The following is a 17,467-nucleotide window of genomic DNA, read 5'->3' as shown; positions in this document are numbered from 1 at the left end:
CTATGATAAAATGCGGGCATTTCTTACATATTCTTTTGAACACACACTAATAATCGCTACCTCAAATCCTCTTTCCTTTTATAACGGACAGCTATAATAGAAAATACAAATAGGAAAATAATTGCTACACTAACTACATGAACGACATCATTGATCTGATCAAAATCTTTTATATCGACAATCGTGTTTACTAATAAGTAGGCAGACAAATTGGTATCACTAACAAGCGATTCTAGTGCACCAGCAACCATACCAAAAACATTCAACGACAGAATAATTCCAATTACTATACTGGGAATGGCCTGTTTGATCATCATAACAGCGCATAACACCACAATGGCAAAGGCCCAATGAAGTAAGAACTGGCCAATTAACAGTTTCACAAAGTATCCTGAATCGCCAATAGCTGCCTGCTGGAAAAATAACGATCTGCCGATCAGGTCCGCAATCAACATAACGATGAACATAAATAATGTGAATATGCCTAGAATGAGGATTTTTGAAAGAACAGAATTTCTTCGTGCGTTATTCATGGAAATATAATTTTTATAAAAACCAGAGTTATATTCACTCATGTAAAAATATACACTGAATACTGCAATATACATCAATATCCATGAGGGCGTTTGGGCCAGCATCATTTGGATGAATTCGCTCTCATTCATACGTCTGATTAGTATTTCTCCTGCTTCCACAGGTTGTTCATACTGTTTCAGCATAAATATGCCAAACATTTGAAAGGCGATAAATACAAGTAAAAATACATACATGATTTTATTCGTTAAAAAACGGGTAAGGTCCATCTTGAGCAGATTAATCATCGGCGCCACCACTGCTTCCTGTCCGTTCTAAAAAATATTGTTCCAAACTCTGTTTATGCTTTGCAATAGAGTGAACAAATATTTTATTTTCAGCCAATGATTGTATTATTTGCTGAGTCTCAATATCTGTCTCATACACATAGATAGTATGATCATCAATCACCTTATATCTCTGAATTCCCAGATGATTTTCTAAAATAAGCACTGTCATTTTCGGATCATCTACTTCTAATTCAATCCGGTCTTCACATTGAAGCAGCAGTTCTTCTTTAGAAATTATTTCGATAATTTTGCCATGATGAAGAATAGCATATGTTGTCGCTACCTTTGATAACTCTTCTAGAATATGACTGGAAATAATAAGGGTGATTCCTGTTTTATTCAATTCCAATATTAACTGCCTAATCTCAGAAATACCTTGTGGGTCCAAACCATTGATTGGTTCATCCAAAATTAAAACATCTGGACTGCCGATTAATGCCATGGCAATCCCAAGCCGTTGTTTCATTCCCATGGAGTAGTTTTTGACCTTGGTTTTATTTGATTTATCCAATCCAACAAGCTCTAACAGCTGCTCAATATGTTTTTTGCGATTCTTGATCCCATAGGAAATAGCTATCAAATCAAGGTTCTTATAGGCAGAATAATGCGGAAATATTCCTGCCTCCTCAATAAGCAGACCCATCCGCTCAAAATAAGGATGATTTTCTCTCATTGTATGATCAAATAAATGAATTTCCCCTGACGAGGGATAGATGAGCCCTCCAATCATCTTTAATAAGGTGGATTTTCCTGCCCCATTGGGACCGATCAGACCGAATATGTCACCTTTGCGAATGTTGAAATTCACATTATTCACTGCCACGTTTGATTTAAATTGTTTGGACAGCTGTTTCACTTCAATAATTGCATTAGACATCTTGACTAACCTCCCCTCTACAATACGTGTTCAAAAAGGACGGTAAAAAAGACCATCATCGGTTAAGTTCGCAACATTATGTTGCAACACCGATACTAGCACATCCTGTACGTCGAAAGTTCAAGGCGGCGCAGCTTTGAGCAGATGGTCTTGCACGCAGAAAAAGTGACCTTCTTTTTCAAGGAAACGGTCTTGCACGCCGGAAAAGTGACCTTCTTTTCCAAGGAACGTATGCTTTTAATACGTGAGTAGCGGACTTGCACAGGATGTGTTGACTTCTGCGTTACCCACACGATGTGGGTGCTCTTAGTAGAAGTTCCACTATTGCCAACGCAGAAATTCGATGCGTCATTTTTATTGGACTTTTTGAACATCCTCTTACAATAAGGTTAAGAAAAACAAACTAATATAACGTCAAGAAAAGGTTAAGAAAGTTCAAAGAAATCATTACTTGCTCAGCCTAAAACCAATTCCCCACACGGTATCAATATAGTTTTCTTTGTCATATTGTCTAATTTTATGGCGAATATTACTGATGTGAACCGTGATCGTCTTATCTTCTCCCATGTATATCTCATCCCAGGCCAGTTCATATAAATCCTGTTTGGTAAACACACGCGTTGGATTTTTTACCAACAGCTCTATTATTTTGTATTCTTGTCTGGTAAGATTCAGCACCGTCTGATGGATCATAACGCTCCGGGTCTCACTGTCGAAAACCAAATTTTTATGCCGATAGGAAGCATGAAGTTCACTTTTGGCGTTTCTTTTTATGTGTACGTTCACTCTAGCCAGCAATTCCTCCACCTCAAACGGTTTGGTGACATAATCGTCCGCCCCCAAATCAAATAAGTGTAATTTATGATCCAGCTTCTCCTTGGCAGACAATACAATAACTGGTGTATCATACATTAATTTCGTTCTTAATTCATCCATAAAAGCCTCTCCTGATAAACCCGGAAGCATTAGATCTAAGATAATAAGGTCATATAGTTGACGATGAACATGCATTTTCCCCTCACTGCCGGAAAAGGCTTGTGTGCATAAGAAATTCTCTTTTTGAAGTACATCATAGATAATGTTGTTAATATGCTCATCATCCTCGATAATTAGAACGTGAGGCTGGTTCATCTCCATTTCCCCCTTCCGTTTTGGTAAAGACGACACTAAGACAAAATTGGTTATTCATTAATTCTGCATAAACAGAACCATTCATTTTCTCTATCAAGGATTTTACAATCGACAGACCTAATCCAGAGGAAGGCTTGCTGCGTGATGGGTCATCTTTGTAGAAACGGGTAAATATCTGATTGAAGTTGATTAGCTCGTTCTGTTTGAGCAAATTGCTAAAGTGTAATACCACTTCTTGCTGCTTTTCTTCATAACGAATCGTTAACCCACCCTCACCATGCAAAAAATAATTTCTCAAAATATTCTCATACACTCTTTCTAACGCACTTTCATTCCCTATTATATAAACTGGAGATTCCGGGAGATCGAGGTGAGGCTCTGTGCCATTTTTGGCAAACTCATCGATAAAAAAGAACAGACGTCTTTTCAACATATTTATCAAATCCATCGATTTCAGCTTCAGCTGATAATCCATATGTTGCAATTTGGTATACAGAAATAACTCATCCACCAGTGTGATAATCTGTTTTATTCTAGTCTGAGCCATGGTGACATAGTGTGTTGTTTCTTTTATATTTTCGGAGCGCTTAGCCAGTTGTAAATAACCGTCAAGTGATGTAAGAGGGGTGCGTATATCATGTGACAGACTTACAATTGTTTCATTTATTTCTTCATTTTTCCTAATGAACGCTTGATTCTGTTCTCTCTGATTACGAAGCAGTGTGTTGCAAACATCAATTAATTGATAAATCTCCTTTGGTTTGATTTGTGTTTGAATAAATTTGAAAGAATGATGCTTGGAAATAAAAGATAGTTGCTCCCCTATATCCTTCACCTGGCTTTTATAATACATGAAGTAAATAGTTTGAAGCATAAATATAACCGATACCAGTATTAAAGCGATAAGCATTTTTTTCACTTCCCTTCCCTATTACTTCAACGGCTGTAAAAGACTGTAAGGAATACTGTGTTGGTTTAACGCCGTACCTGATTTTGATACAAGAAACCAATGGTAAACGGATCTGCTAGATTTCACGAATTTGGAGGTCCATTTTTTCATTGTCTTTTCTAGGCATGAAAGACCAGTGGTTATGCATATATCTTATCATTTACTTGCTTCCTTTTATATGGCCCAATGTGATGGAATATTTTTAGGAATCTACTTACTATACTTCTCTACAAACCAGACAGGCTTCTTCATCGTAAAATTTTGATGATCTTCCATAACCAGTTCCAGACGTTCCAGCATACTATCCAATTGCTGCGGGGCCATTTGAACTGACCATACGATAGAAGAAATAATCGTCATCGCTACATACAAGGCATACACATCCCAAAAGTTTTCAGGAATTTCTTTATTAAAATACCCCCTGATTTGCCCGATGGAAAATGGAATACTGATATCTCTTGCAAACAAGGCAACCTTAACAAAATCATGCCATGGATCGCCCCAATCAAAACCGTTAAAGTCTACTGCACCATGATACCTGTTTTGATATACGATAATATTTTCGAGATGAAAATCATCATGCTGAAAACGATTTGGGCGATTATTCACTAAGTGCTGATGCTTTTCAATAAATTGAATTACTTTCTCATCGTTATTCAAATGAAGCGCCCCTGCAAGATATTGCTGCAAATATCTCTTGTGCTTAGCCAAACAACGCCTATCCCAGGGTTCCATATCAGCTGGGGCTTCCAATTGATGCATACGCCATAAGTCCTGACCAGCTTGATAACCAATTTGATACTGCTCCTCTTTGGTCAACAGGGGCAGAATACGCTTAGCATCCTTGCCGGGGATAAAATGAACAATGCTATAGCTTTGTATCTCCGCTCTACTGATCACCCCTGTCTCTACCGGCTTTGGTGCATGGACACCATAACGAATCAGCTGCTGGAGTAACTGCAATTCTTCTTCTCTCCGTGATAAGTCCGTAAAATCGCCAACTCTTACTAGGTAAGATTGTCCTGATTGTTTTTTAGCGATATACTTTTTATCTTTTGAAAAACCTTTCTCGATCCGTTCTAATTGGGTTATATCTTCTAAGAAACCTATTTCAGTTTGCAGCCACTTCATCTTCATCTTAACCTCCCCACCTGTACATTCTGTTATAAACATATTTCCCCTTATTTTAAAATAACTTTGTAATTTTTTCACTCGTTATCATAAGAAAAATCAAGATAAGCATTTGATTCTTTACCCTTAAAGCTAAGATAGATATGTCCGTTACGAGAAGCCGCAACGATTGCCTTGCTCTATATATCGTCTACCTAGGTTATTTCTGAAATAGCTAATAATGACTGGTGTTGGATATATTTTCTTACCTTTTTAAAAAAGAAAAGTCTGACCAAATAGGCTGAGCTTTTCCATCGTTGGAAACACCGAGATGAGCCCTGTTTTTCAAGTTTATATACAAGCTATCGTTTTCATGTTAAAATCAATTCATTATTTTAGATGGGAGGATTCCGTTATGAGATTCCTTGATTTTACTAAGATAACAGGAGAAGAAATAGATCTTATCCTTCACAAAACAGTACCTGGTAATGTAGAAATGGACTGGGTCCCTACTTATCATTTTGACATTACCTTGCACAATCAAACAGAACGAATTGGCGAGATTGATATCCGCATCGGTTATAATCAACAACTGTATTATGGTGGTCAAATTGGCTATCAAGTAGATGAGGCCTACAGAGGCCATCATTATGCCGCTAAAGCCGTGAGATTAATTCAACAGGTTGCCGAGGCTCATCAAATGGAAGAACTTATTATTACTTGTAACCCAGATAACTTTGCTTCCAGAAAAACTTGTGAATACGCGGGAGCTGAATTAAAAGAGATTGTCGATCTGCCTCCTGATAACGATATGTATCAACGCGGCGAAAAGCAGAAATGCATTTATAAGATCAGCCTTTTATAAATGAACCTTCCTCTCTCCCAAACCGTTAGTCTGCTTGACTGTAAATGCGAATTAGTACGTTATCTAGCTATTTTGTACGCTATGCCAGATTGCAGCCATGCAGATGAAGAATCGAGTGACATTCCACTTCTAAATCAAGAAAATGGAGCCTGTTTCATCATAAACTTGATTAATTGCAACTTGTAAAAAAATACAATTGTGGTAGGAGTATTAGGATTACGTAAAAACTTGAAAATGAATTTGACATTGTACGCTACAGTGCAAAAAACACCTACACGATGGTATAGGTGTTTTCTCTGTCTTATCGGTTAACTTTGTTTCTGTACTCTTTTCACCACTTGAAATAAACCGGCCTCTTTGGCTGCCTGGAAAGCACTAACTACAAACGGACCAAAGATTAGCCCTAATACGCCAAAAAAGACAAAACCGAAATACATGGATAATACAGTAGGGAGTGCTGCCAAGCCCATCTGATCCCCAAGCACCTTTGGTTCTGTAATTCGTCGAATAACCAGCAATCCAATGGTAAGGATAATCAATTGAACACCAGTAGCCATTTCTCCGATTAACATCATAATCAAAGCCCATGGTACAAGCACTAACGCAGGACCAACATATAACGGAATAATATCAACGACCCAGATAATAATCGTCATAATTAAGGCGACCCGCGGAGAAATAAACAATAAGCTGACATAGGTAAGCACAAAGATCATAATACTTAACACAAACTGTGCTTTCCAATATCCCCAGAAGACTACTCGTAAGCGCTGGAAGAAATCTTTCAGCTTTTCCGACACTTCATCACTGAAGAGCTTATAAAATGATTGGAAAAGACGAGGTAAATCCAGACTAATGAGGAAATATGTAATCAGATAAACTAAGATCACAAAAATTAAGTTCGGAATCGATTGTACCCACGATCCGAGTAAAGTTACTAGCCCTTCCACAACGTCATACAGTGTATTCAGCAAACGCTCAGATTGCCGCTCTAATTCAGAGATAATCGCATTTCTTTGTGGAAGATCTGCAATCATATCGTTAAAATTAGCAATAATCTCATTAATGAATAATTGAATCTCTGTCCCATAACGCGGCAGCTGGAAACTAAAGTCAATAATTCGATTAATAATACTAGTTAAAGTTATGTACACGAGCAAACTGCTTACGACCACAAAAGTAGTAAATACGATGGTAACGGACCAAATACGCTTCTTCGTTTTTAAGTAGCGCTGTAACAATTTCACCAATGGCTCAAATATTACTGCCGTTAAAAACGCGAGCAAAATTGGTGAAAAGGCTGAAAAATAGAAATAGACAAATACACCTATTGCTACTACTAATAAACCGATAAATATTTTTTTTAGTATACGTTGATTAAACAATAGCGCTCCTCCTGAATGATCTTGTTTTTTGACTCCTAATTCTATACTAATGATAAATGCTATTATTGTAAATAATAATGCGGACAAAATCATCCATACAGAGACAAAAAAAGAAAAGCATGGATAAATTCATTTATTTCCTGTTTCCAACCAATATATTCTTCTTCTTACCCAAAAGAGTACCCGTCATAAAATGACAAGTACTCTTTTGGGTTATTTTTGTTCATCTTCTGCCCCCCACCAAGACACGTTCTTAAGGTTTTTGACATTTTTATAATGAAAGACAGGGTCTTTCCCCGCCTTTTTTTGTTTGACATAATCTTGTAAGACATCCATGGCAACCTTACTTAATAACAGAATTGCTGTTAAGTTGACCACAGCCATCATTGCCATAAAGGTATCGGCCATATCCCAAACTATTTGGATAGAAGCCAAGGAACCAAACAGAACCATAGCAAGGACAAATACTCGATATGCTTGTAACCACAGCTTGTTTGCGGATAAGTAGCTGATATTGGTCTCTCCATAATAGTAGTTGCCTATTACAGAACTAAATGCAAATAAGAACAAGGTAATTGCTAAAAAGATACTGCCCCATTCTCCTACATGTGCACTCAGGGCAATTTGGGTTAACTGAATACCATCTTCAGAAGCGGTTGCAAAATTATCATATAGAATAACGATAAAGGCAGTAATACTACAGATAACCAGTGTATCGAAGAATACAGCGAGTGACTGCACTAAGCCTTGCTTGGCAGGATGACTTACACCTGCTGTTGCCGCAGCATTTGGTGCACTACCCATACCTGCTTCATTAGAGAACAACCCACGGCGAATCCCATGCATCATAGCAGCTCCCATGCCACCACCGAAGAATTCCTCGATACCAAATGCATTTCGAATAATCGTCATAAATACATGGGGTACTTCTGTTATGTTTATGATGACGACATACAATCCCACTAATATATAAATAATCGCCATGATTGGGACAATAATTCCTGCAATGGTAGCAATTCGCTGAATTCCTCCGAAAATAATCAACCCTGTCAGTACGACTAAACCAATTCCTGTCCATACCTCATTTATTTGAAAAGCTTGATCCATAGCAGCCGAAATAGTATTGGCCTGCACGGCGTTAAAAATAAAGCCAAACGATACCGTAATTAAGATAGAAAATAATATCCCCATCCATCTCTGCCCTAACGCCCGTTCCATATAATAAGCAGGTCCTCCTCTAAATCCTTCCTTATCGGGTACTTTATACACTTGTGCAAGTGTACTTTCAATGAAAGCTGAGGCCATACCTAACAGAGCAATCAACCACATCCAAAATACTGCCCCAGGGCCACCGACAGCAACTGCTATAGCTACACCTGCCAAATTGGCAGTACCTACCCGTGAGGCTACCGTAATACTAAAGGCTTGAAAGGCTTTTGTCCCTTTTCTTCCATCTTTCTCCACCGATTGTTCTGTAATTACTCGAAACATATTGCCAAATAATCGGAATTGGACGAATTTAGATCTAAAGGTGAAGTATAATCCTACTCCTACCAAGAGATAAATCAAGACGTAATCCCATAAAATAGCATTCGTCCATGAAATAATCCCTTCTAATGCCTGCTCTATAACTCCCACTACAAATTCTCCTTTCGTGTATCCTCTGGTGGAACTCATTCCCGTAGCTTCAAAGTATTACTATTTTGAAAAAGCCTAAATGGAAATTGCCAGAAGCTAACACCTGATATATCTGTTATATGTAGCTGATATACCCGAAATAACAAAAATTAATCTTCCTTAGTACACCTGCACCAAATATTTTCTTCTTACGAAAAGGTGGTTGCATATCCACACTTCCACCAAACTAAAACTCCAGCGCATTAAATCGCTGGAGTTGTTCTATATTTATTGTCCGTTTTCTAACCAATTGATTTCGTCTTTGGTCAAGTTAATCTCTGATCCTTCTAAACAGGAGAGCAACTCCTTGTCATTCTGGGCACCAATTAAGGCACCGGTAGGGAAAGGCTGGTTCAATACATATGCCAACGCAATTTGAATGGCAGTTACCCCTTTTTCACCAGCGAGCTGTTCGGCACGGTCAAGGCGGTCCCAGTTGGCCTCACTGTAAAACACACGTACGAGATCTTCATTACTGCGGTCTTCTTTGGAAAATCTTCCAGTAAAGAAACCGCGTGCTTGGGAGGACCAAGACAACACTGGTAATTGGGAAGTTTCATGCCACGCTATATCCTTCTGGTCCATAGACACACATCCTGGCCAAAATGGTTCATTTGCTTTCGCCAAACTTAAATTGGGGCTGCTGAATGAAAAGCCTACTAATCCATTCGCTTCGGCATACTCATTTGCTTCTTGTAGGCGTTCTATCGTCCAGTTCGAACCGCCGATCGCCTTAATTCTGCCTGCCTCTATATGCTCATTTAAGGCGTCAATAATAACCTCTACAGGTGTGTTTGGGTCATCCCGGTGCAAACCGTATAGATCGATGTAGTCCGTACCTAACCGCTCCAAGCTGGTAAACAAGTCATGTTTAATAGCTTCTCGGTTTACACGCGGCCCATGTTGGTCATGGTGTGCCCCTTTTGTAAAAATAACGACATCTTCTCGGTTATTGCGTTCTTTTAGCCACATACCTAGAGCTACTTCACTTTCTCCACCACAATAAATATGAGCCGTATCAATCGTGTTTCCGCCAATTTCTACATAGCGGTCTAAAACTTGGCAAACCTTATCAAATACACTCGGAGTAAAGTAATCAGAGCCTTGAATTAAAGTAGTCACGGGTTTATCTAAACCCTTGATTTGAATTGTTTTCATTATGAAATCATCCTTTCTTTATTTCCACTCGTTTATGTTCTTCCGCTGACTGCAGACAAGCATCTACTGCTTGCATATTCCGGATGGAATCACTCATTGGATAAGGCAGTTCAGCCTCTCCATCTATAGCTGCTGCTACCGCATCTGCCTGCAAGGCATATTGATTCACATAAGGAACAGTAATTTCCTTTTTTCCTTCATTGGTGTGCAGAAAAAAATGATCTTGCTTATTTTGCTGAACAACAAAAGCAGACGGCACTTCGATTTTGCCATCAGTTCCTAGGATTTCTAATTCATTGCGGAAAGCCGCCCACATCCCACAATCAAACGTGAGTGCTACGCCATGATCAAATTCCAAGATGCCTGAAGCCATCATATCGACATCCCCATGTTCCTCAGAAAACAAAGCATGTACGGTCGCAGCCTGAGGTTCTTCCCCCAGAATCATCCTTGCAGCACTAATCGGGTAAACACCGACATCATAGATAGAACCTCCACCCCATTCCTTGCGGTAGCGTACATTGTGTTGATCTTTGGCATTGTTAAAGGTAAAGGTACTATGTATGCCGCGAATATCACCGATTTGTCCTGATTCGATTATTTCTCGTATCATTTGATAACGTGGATGATAACGGTACATATAAGCCTCTGCCAGAACGACGCCATATTTTTCACTAGCTTGCGCCATTTCTTCCGCTTCTTTCACATTTAGAGCAATTGGTTTCTCACAGAGAACATGTTTCCCCGCTTCCATTGCTTTGATCGACCATTCCTTATGCAAATGATTAGGAAGTGGTACATACACCGCATCAATTGTTGGATCTGCTAACAATTCTTCATAACTGCCATATGCGTGTGGGATATCTAATTCTTGTGCTGTTTGCTGAGCATTCTCCAGATTACGGCTGGCAATTGCGTATGCTTCACCTGTCTTGGAAGCTTTAATACCAGGGATAACTGAGTTCCTTGCTATATTTGCAGTACTAATAATTCCCCATTTTACGTTCATATTGAAACCCCTTTCTATAACTTTATTGTTATTATAATGGATTCCTATTAAAATAAAAATAAAATCTTTTTGTTATCAAATAACATTATTTTGTTATCGAGGTGGTAAATATGTATCGACATGTATTATTAACTACATTAAAAAAATCAGAATATATGATACTTCCTGAATCAGTTGGTTGGTATGAAAAAGTAGATGATCATGAGGTGTATCGCGCAGCCGGGTCTTGGGATAATTTCAGTATTCATCTCGTTATATCTGGTACCGGTTATATTGAAATGAACGGGGAGCAGACTAAACTGCAAAAAGGAGATGCCTTCCTCTATTTTCCGCAGCAGGAACAGCGGTATTACAGCAGTCAAGACGATCCATGGAGTCTTCGCTGGGTACATTTTTATGGCAGTACACTGCATACATTTTTATCAGAAATTGGTTTTGGCAGATTTATTTTGTGGAAATTGGCTGATTTGGATCCTTTAATCACTATCCATCAACAGTTATTACAAGAAATAGAGGAGCATAGCTTTCTAGAACTTACGACTTTATCCAGCCTGACCTATTCTTTCGTTACTATGTTCACTCATAATGCCGTGCCGCGCAAAGCAGATTCCTTTCAAGAAAGAGATGAGCGGATTCAATCCTTGCTGCCTCGTATGAAAGAAGAAGCAACCCAGCCATTTGATTTAGAATACTGGGCTGAACAAGCAGGAGTTAGTTCTTATTATTTTTGCAAACTGTTTAAACGGGTCACTCAGCTAACTCCGGTTGCCTTTATCACTTTATGTCGTCTGCAATGGAGTAAACAATTATTATTAGAAGAACGCCAGCTGACGGTTAAGGAAATTGCAGAAAAATCAGGTTATCCTAATACTAGTTACTTTAATAAAGTGTTTCTTGCCAATGAAGGCATGACACCAACCGAGTATCGGCATGTCCATTTTTAATAAAGACTGAGTATATATGATTATCCATTGAAAATAACTTGAACAGTTGAAACATTGCATATGCTATAGACATAAAAATTTGTAGATACTTCGATCGACTTTTTGACAAAGAAAGCAGCGAGTGTTTCAACGTATGGCTGATATCATGGCAAGGCAACCGCTGCGGCTGACCGTTTCGCTATGTTATGATTCTACAACGTTTGGGAATCTTAACATGTTAGAACACCCTCTGCTATTTCATCAAGAAATGATAAATAGATAATGGACACTTGGACAGTGGTAGGATATGGGTTGTGTAACTAGAGATAGTTGACCATAACGTTGCTTCATTGATTGTAGGTATAAGAGTGAAAAGAACCTTAATGGTGATGTTATCCATTTTCCTTCATAGAATGCTGCGATCAGAAGTAATGGATAAGCTACCCTAGGCACCATCCAGCCATGATGCTATTTCTTGCATGAAGTGTAGAACTATTTTCAAGCGCAGGCCAACTACGAAGACTCCTATGGGGAACAGGACGAGCTGAAGATCCACTAAAAAAGCGGTTTTCTTTTTTAGTTAGCTGAGGCCGTCCCCATGGAAAGCGAAGTAGTTGGCCGGAGCGAATCTTCGCACCCTTCTTTAGTCAAAATGATGACAAGGCAAAAGCAATAATAGACAAAAAGCTGTCACAAAATGCACCATTTACATTTTGCGACAGCTCCTTTTTTCTTAACTATTAGAATCGAATCAAGAAATATTTCTTCTTCCCTCTGCGAATGATCGTAAAGGTTTCTTCAATGCGATCTTGTTCGGTTAATTGGTGACTGACTTCTTGATTACGTTCTCCGTTGATGTAAACAGCGCCATTTTGAATATCTTCCCGTGCTTGACGTTTAGATGGGCTGATTCCTGCCTCTACCAGCAGGTCAACTAAGCTGATTTCTTTGTTATCGATTTTTACAGAAGGTACGTCTTTAAAGCCTTGCTCAATTTCGGCAGCGTTTAAAGCAGTTAATTCCCCGCTAAATAAAGCATCGGTGATTTTCTGTGCCTGTTTTAAAGCCTCATCCCCATGAATAAGCCTTGTCATTTCTTCTGCTAAACGCTTATGCGGTCCTCGCTTTTCCGGCGCTTCCGCCAATTCATTCTCTAATGCTTGGACTTCTTCAAAATCGATAAATGTAAAGTATTTGATAAACCGGATTACATCACGGTCATCTGTATTAATCCAGAATTGATAGAATTCATAAGGACTTGTTTTGTCTGGATCTAACCATACTGCACCACCTGCTGTCTTGCCAAACTTAGTTCCATCACTCTTTGTAATTAATGGTACAGTCAGGCCGAATACTTCTGCCTCTTCTGCTTGATCTTCAAATCGTTTTCGGCGGATCAATTCCATCCCTGCTGTAATGTTTCCCCACTGATCACTTCCGCCAATTTGCAGGGTACAATGCTCTTGTTCATATAAATTTAAGAAGTCAAACGATTGTAACATCATATAACTGAACTCGGTAAATGAAATCCCATTTTCCAAGCGAGACTCTACGGAATCCTTTGCCAACATATAATTCACACTAAAATGCTTCCCAATATCCCGCAGAAACTCAATAAACGTTATCGAAGACAGCCAATCGGCATTATTTCGGGCAATAGCACTGTTTTCTCCTTGATCAAAGTTCAGGATACCGGCCAGCTGTTTCTTAATTGCTTCACTGTATCCTTGAACAATCTCAGGGGTATTTAAAGATCGTTCCGTAGATCGGCCGCTCGGATCACCAATCATCCCTGTACCTCCGCCAATTAATGCAATCGGACGATGACCAGCCATCTGGAATCGTTTCAACATTAAAATTGGCATCAAGTGACCAATGTGCAAGCTGTCTGCCGTTGGATCATATCCACAATATAGTGTCACCACGTTTTCCTCTAAATGTTTGCGCAGACCTTCATCATCTGTTGTTTGTTGAATCAGGCCACGCTGCTGCAGCTCGTCTAAAATATGCATCACTACCACTCCTTTTCCTCAAAAATATGGCAAACAAAAAAGTTCAGTTCTACGTCATTGGCAGACTCACGATCAACACAAAAAACCCCTCCCTCACATCTAAGGGACGAGTTGTTATCGCGGTACCACCCTTGTTGTTATTCCCAATCGAATAACCACTTAAGCAAATAACGATGTAACCACACCGTCTTCATTCTCATGAAGAAGCTCCAGTACGTAATTCATGAATAAACTGTTTACTGACTTCCACCAACCGTCAGCTCTCTGAATAAAGGGAGTTCATCACTACTGCAAACTTTCTCAGCCATTTCTGTAATTTAATTATTATATCATTATTAACACAGATGTAATAGAAATGCAATAAAAAGTTGATTTTTTTCGGTCAAAAAAATTAGCAGATTATGCTATAATATATGGTGGAATATTGGGGAGGTTTGTAAATGAATATCAAAGAAATCATTCATAAATGTTGGAAATCTATAAAAGATTTGTGGGATAAACAACTGATCCAAAGATTTTCAAGAATTAGTTATCATATCGTATGGAATATTATCTTATTCTTTATTACGGTTGGAATTGTAGGTGGTTTCTTTGCCTTTGGCATAGGTGCAGGATATTTCGCCTCTCTCGTCGCTACTACTGATATTCAAACAGAGGATGAAATGACCAAGGCCGTTTATAACTATGAAGAAACCTCTGAGCTCTATTTTGCGGATGAAGTTTTTCTGTCAGAAGTAAGTGCTGATATACTCCGAGATGAAATATCTCTGGATGATGTCAGTGAATATGTACAACAAGGGTTAATTGCGACAGAAGACGAATACTTTGAAGAGCATCATGGGGTTGTTCCTAAAGCAATTATGCGTGCCATGTTTCAAGAAGTGACCAATGCCTCCACACAAACAGGCGGCAGTACATTAACACAACAGATCATCAAAAACCAACTGTTGACTAACGAAGTTTCGTTTGAAAGAAAAGCAAAAGAGATTTTATTAGCCTTGCGCTTAGAACAATTCTTTGAGAAGGATGAAATCTTAGAAGCTTATTTGAATATTGTCCCTTTTGGCAGAAATTCGTCTGGACAAAATATCGCCGGTATCGAAACAGCGGCAGAAGGCATATTTGGTGTGAAAGCTTCTGAACTGAATATACCTCAATCTGCCTTTCTAGCTGGACTGCCACAAAGCCCCTCTTCCTACACTCCATTCGTAAATGGCGGTGGATTAAAGGATGAAGAAGGCTTACAACCTGGCTTAAACCGAATGAAATCAGTGCTGAACAATATGCTGGATGCTGGCTATATTACAGAAGAAGAGTATCAGGAAGCACTAGACTATGATCTGGTCGCTGACTTTAAAGCGCCTGAGAAATCTGTGAAAGAGAATTACCCTTATCTTATGCAAGAACTGCAAGAACGAGCGATTGATATTTTAGTAGAGGTACTGGCAGAACAAGATGGCTATACTAAGGAAGACCTGGAATTAAGTCCAGTACTGCAAGAAGAATATCAAATCAGGGCAAGCCGTGAAATTGGCAGCAATGGATATAAAATACACTCTACCATTGATAAAGAAATCTACGATGCCTTTCAAGAAGTAACGAAAAATTATCAAAACTATGGCAGTGATAAATTGGCAAGAAACATCAATAATAACCAACCAATTATGATCGAAGATTCGGAAACAGGAGAAAAAGTTCAATTAGGGCAGCAGCCAGAACAAGTTGGCAGTATTTTAATCGAGAATAAAACCGGCAAAATTTTAAGCTTTGTAGGCGGGCGTGATTTTGATATTTCCCAGCGTAATCATGCAACAGCTGTTTCGCGTCAAAACGGAAGTACAATGAAACCGTTGGTTGCCTATGGTCCTGGTATTGAAAAAGGGGTCATCCAGCCGGGCTCTGTTATTGCAGATGTACAGGTGAACTATCCTGGTGGTTATAGCCCGAATAATTTTTCTCGAAGTTTTTATGGCTTAACCCCTGTTCGAGAAGCCTTATATCGATCACATAACGCAACAGCCGTTTCCGTTTTTGATGATATCAAGGGCCCTGATATTGTGACAGACTATCTTTGGAAAATGGGGTTTACAAATATGGAAGAGGAACAAGGCAGCTATTCTTCCTTACCCCTTGGATCAGTCAATGTAACTATTGAAGAAAACACCAATGCTTATGCAACATTTGGTAACTCTGGTAATTTTAAAGAGGCTTATATGATTGAGAAAATCGAAACAAAAGATGGGGACATTGTCTTTGAACATGAATCAGAAGAGGTGCCAGTATTTAATCCGAAGACAAATTATCTTGTTCTTGACATGATGCGTGACGTATTGACACAGGGAACTGCAACAGTAGCCAGGTCTAATTTGGCCAACAAAAATGTCGATTGGGCTGGAAAAACAGGGACATCTAACGATTTCCGTGATTCTTGGTTTGTAGCTACTAATCCAAATGTTACCTTAGGCACCTGGATTGGTTATGACTATAATCAGCAGTTAGATGACGGCTATAGCAGTCGAAATAATATCTTGTGGGCTCACTATGTCAATGCCGCTACAGAGGCTAATCCAGAAATCATGGCTCCTTCTGAAAAATTCAAACAGCCGGACGGTATTGTCAATAAGTCATATTGTGAGGTATCTGGATTATCTCCATCTGGTATCTGCAAAGATTTAGGTTTGGTACAATCAGACATCTATGATGAAGACCATGTGCCGGAAAGAAAGGATTATAGTTTAGTCAGAGGAAATAGTTCCTCCGGGGATTCAAGCAATAAATTAAATGGTAATAAAAGTTCTATTTTCTTTAACCCAGAATGGCTCGAGGATATGGGATATGATGACTTGCCTAATATCAGACAGTTAACTAGCCGTAAGACAGGAGCTTGGGAAAAAATTCTATACCCGGGATTGGATGCAGCGGTCCATAAGAAAGATGAGCAAGACGAGGATGAGGAGGAGGAGAATGCGCTTGGTGCACCTAGTGATCTGCAGCAAAATGGGGAAGCTTTAACTTGGAAAGCTTCCAGCAGTTCTGATGTAATAGGTTATCGCATGTATCGATCCACCAATCCGAACAGTGATGACTTTTCACATATTGGATCTGTTACCAAGACATCGTATAATATACCTGACAGCTTTGGCATCTACTATGTACGAGCAGTAGACTCTGGCGGCAATGAATCTCCCCCTAGCAATCGGGTGACAGTAGGCTCTATCTCACCAAGATCATCAGATAATGAGGAAGAACAAGAAGAAAATGAGGAAGCTGAACAGGATAATAATGAAGAAGACAATTAATTTCTGAGCACATGAGGACTAGCCTCATGTGCTTACATTCAAGAACCGAATCCTGACAGACACTTCTTGCTTCTTCGAATCTTCAAAATAAAAGCAAAACGAGGGATGATCCTTTGAACTGCACCCTGTCAAGTAGACAGTGAAAAAACAAAAATCTATGCAACAGTCTGGTACCGATATTCCAACGGTGCCAGGCTGTTTAATTTCTC

At 39.1% G+C, this 17,467-nt stretch carries 13 protein-coding genes and 1 other annotated feature; of the genes, 3 read left to right on the top strand and 10 right to left on the bottom strand.

The genetic code is table 11. The features are described from left to right. Window positions 1–56: 56 nt before the first annotated feature. From JOD18_RS09365 to JOD18_RS09345, 5 genes are all read right to left on the bottom strand, one after another. Window positions 57–821 carry an ABC-2 family transporter permease gene (locus JOD18_RS09365; RefSeq protein ID WP_204668709.1) on the bottom strand — a complete coding sequence of 255 codons (765 nt, stop codon included), beginning with the start codon at window positions 819–821 and terminating at the stop codon, window positions 57–59. Further along, complete coding sequence (locus JOD18_RS09360) at window positions 814–1,740, bottom strand: ABC transporter ATP-binding protein (RefSeq protein ID WP_204668707.1); 927 nt, start codon at window positions 1,738–1,740, stop codon at window positions 814–816. Before JOD18_RS09360 ends, JOD18_RS09365 begins: the two co-directional genes overlap by 8 nt. Before the next feature lie 447 nt (window positions 1,741–2,187). Further along, a complete protein-coding gene (locus tag JOD18_RS09355; RefSeq protein ID WP_239588029.1) occupies window positions 2,188–2,871 on the bottom strand; it encodes a response regulator transcription factor in 684 nt (227 codons plus the stop codon). Further along, on the bottom strand, window positions 2,837–3,781 hold the full coding sequence (locus tag JOD18_RS09350; RefSeq protein ID WP_204668704.1) for a sensor histidine kinase: 945 nt from the start codon (window positions 3,779–3,781) through the stop codon (window positions 2,837–2,839). Before JOD18_RS09350 ends, JOD18_RS09355 begins: the two co-directional genes overlap by 35 nt. Before the next feature lie 249 nt (window positions 3,782–4,030). Then, window positions 4,031–4,957 carry an aminoglycoside phosphotransferase family protein gene (locus JOD18_RS09345; protein ID WP_420827792.1) on the bottom strand — a complete coding sequence of 309 codons (927 nt, stop codon included), beginning with the start codon at window positions 4,955–4,957 and terminating at the stop codon, window positions 4,031–4,033. Window positions 4,958–5,345: 388 nt separating this feature from the next. Between JOD18_RS09345 and JOD18_RS09340 the strand changes: the two genes are divergently transcribed. After that, window positions 5,346–5,795 carry a GNAT family N-acetyltransferase gene (locus JOD18_RS09340; protein WP_239588028.1) on the top strand — a complete coding sequence of 150 codons (450 nt, stop codon included), beginning with the start codon at window positions 5,346–5,348 and terminating at the stop codon, window positions 5,793–5,795. 308 nt (window positions 5,796–6,103) lie between these two features. Here JOD18_RS09340 and ytvI read toward each other — a convergent pair whose 3' ends face one another. The 4 genes from ytvI to JOD18_RS09320 form a co-directional block, all read right to left on the bottom strand. Next, entirely contained in the window at window positions 6,104–7,180 is a 1,077-nt protein-coding gene (gene ytvI, locus JOD18_RS09335; protein WP_204668700.1) for a sporulation integral membrane protein YtvI, read from the bottom strand. A gap of 213 nt (window positions 7,181–7,393) precedes the next feature. Beyond that, on the bottom strand, window positions 7,394–8,809 hold the full coding sequence (locus JOD18_RS09330; RefSeq protein WP_338029516.1) for an alanine/glycine:cation symporter family protein: 1,416 nt from the start codon (window positions 8,807–8,809) through the stop codon (window positions 7,394–7,396). A 276-nt stretch (window positions 8,810–9,085) separates the two neighbouring features. Beyond that, window positions 9,086–10,015 carry an aldo/keto reductase gene (locus tag JOD18_RS09325; RefSeq protein ID WP_204668697.1) on the bottom strand — a complete coding sequence of 310 codons (930 nt, stop codon included), beginning with the start codon at window positions 10,013–10,015 and terminating at the stop codon, window positions 9,086–9,088. A 7-nt stretch (window positions 10,016–10,022) separates the two neighbouring features. After that, on the bottom strand, window positions 10,023–11,024 hold the full coding sequence (locus tag JOD18_RS09320; RefSeq protein ID WP_204668695.1) for a Gfo/Idh/MocA family protein: 1,002 nt from the start codon (window positions 11,022–11,024) through the stop codon (window positions 10,023–10,025). A 110-nt stretch (window positions 11,025–11,134) separates the two neighbouring features. Between JOD18_RS09320 and JOD18_RS09315 the strand changes: the two genes are divergently transcribed. Further along, window positions 11,135–11,968, top strand: a complete 834-nt coding sequence (locus JOD18_RS09315) for an AraC family transcriptional regulator (RefSeq protein WP_204668694.1) — start codon at window positions 11,135–11,137, stop codon at window positions 11,966–11,968. 719 nt (window positions 11,969–12,687) lie between these two features. Here JOD18_RS09315 and tyrS read toward each other — a convergent pair. Continuing rightward, window positions 12,688–13,959, bottom strand: a complete 1,272-nt coding sequence (gene tyrS, locus JOD18_RS09310; RefSeq protein WP_204668693.1) for a tyrosine--tRNA ligase — start codon at window positions 13,957–13,959, stop codon at window positions 12,688–12,690. Between the two features lie 99 nt (window positions 13,960–14,058). Then, window positions 14,059–14,270, bottom strand: a binding site (T-box leader). Between the two features lie 129 nt (window positions 14,271–14,399). Between tyrS and JOD18_RS09305 the strand changes: the two genes are divergently transcribed. Next, the gene (locus JOD18_RS09305; protein WP_204668691.1) at window positions 14,400–17,258 is read left to right on the top strand and encodes a transglycosylase domain-containing protein; all 2,859 of its coding nucleotides are present in this window, start codon (window positions 14,400–14,402) and stop codon (window positions 17,256–17,258) included. The last annotated feature ends 209 nt before the right edge of the window (window positions 17,259–17,467 follow it).

The sequence above is a fragment of the Gracilibacillus alcaliphilus genome, assembly GCF_016909015.1.
In the GTDB taxonomy this organism is placed as follows: domain Bacteria; phylum Bacillota; class Bacilli; order Bacillales; family Amphibacillaceae; genus Gracilibacillus; species Gracilibacillus alcaliphilus.
Note: the sequence above shows the minus strand (reverse complement) of the source record. Positions and strands in the feature narration are given on the sequence as shown.

Coding starts and splice junctions, on each gene's coding strand:
- JOD18_RS09365 (WP_204668709.1), bottom strand. CDS start 821: ATGATTAATCTGCTCAAGATGGACCTTACCCGTTTTTTAACGAATAAA.
- JOD18_RS09360 (WP_204668707.1), bottom strand. CDS start 1,740: ATGTCTAATGCAATTATTGAAGTGAAACAGCTGTCCAAACAATTTAAA.
- JOD18_RS09355 (WP_239588029.1), bottom strand. CDS start 2,871: ATGAACCAGCCTCACGTTCTAATTATCGAGGATGATGAGCATATTAAC.
- JOD18_RS09350 (WP_204668704.1), bottom strand. CDS start 3,781: ATGCTTATCGCTTTAATACTGGTATCGGTTATATTTATGCTTCAAACT.
- JOD18_RS09345 (WP_420827792.1), bottom strand. CDS start 4,957: ATGAAGATGAAGTGGCTGCAAACTGAAATAGGTTTCTTAGAAGATATA.
- JOD18_RS09340 (WP_239588028.1), top strand. CDS start 5,346: ATGAGATTCCTTGATTTTACTAAGATAACAGGAGAAGAAATAGATCTT.
- JOD18_RS09325 (WP_204668697.1), bottom strand. CDS start 10,015: ATGAAAACAATTCAAATCAAGGGTTTAGATAAACCCGTGACTACTTTA.
- JOD18_RS09320 (WP_204668695.1), bottom strand. CDS start 11,024: ATGAACGTAAAATGGGGAATTATTAGTACTGCAAATATAGCAAGGAAC.
- JOD18_RS09315 (WP_204668694.1), top strand. CDS start 11,135: ATGTATCGACATGTATTATTAACTACATTAAAAAAATCAGAATATATG.
- tyrS (WP_204668693.1), bottom strand. CDS start 13,959: ATGCATATTTTAGACGAGCTGCAGCAGCGTGGCCTGATTCAACAAACA.
- JOD18_RS09305 (WP_204668691.1), top strand. CDS start 14,400: ATGAATATCAAAGAAATCATTCATAAATGTTGGAAATCTATAAAAGAT.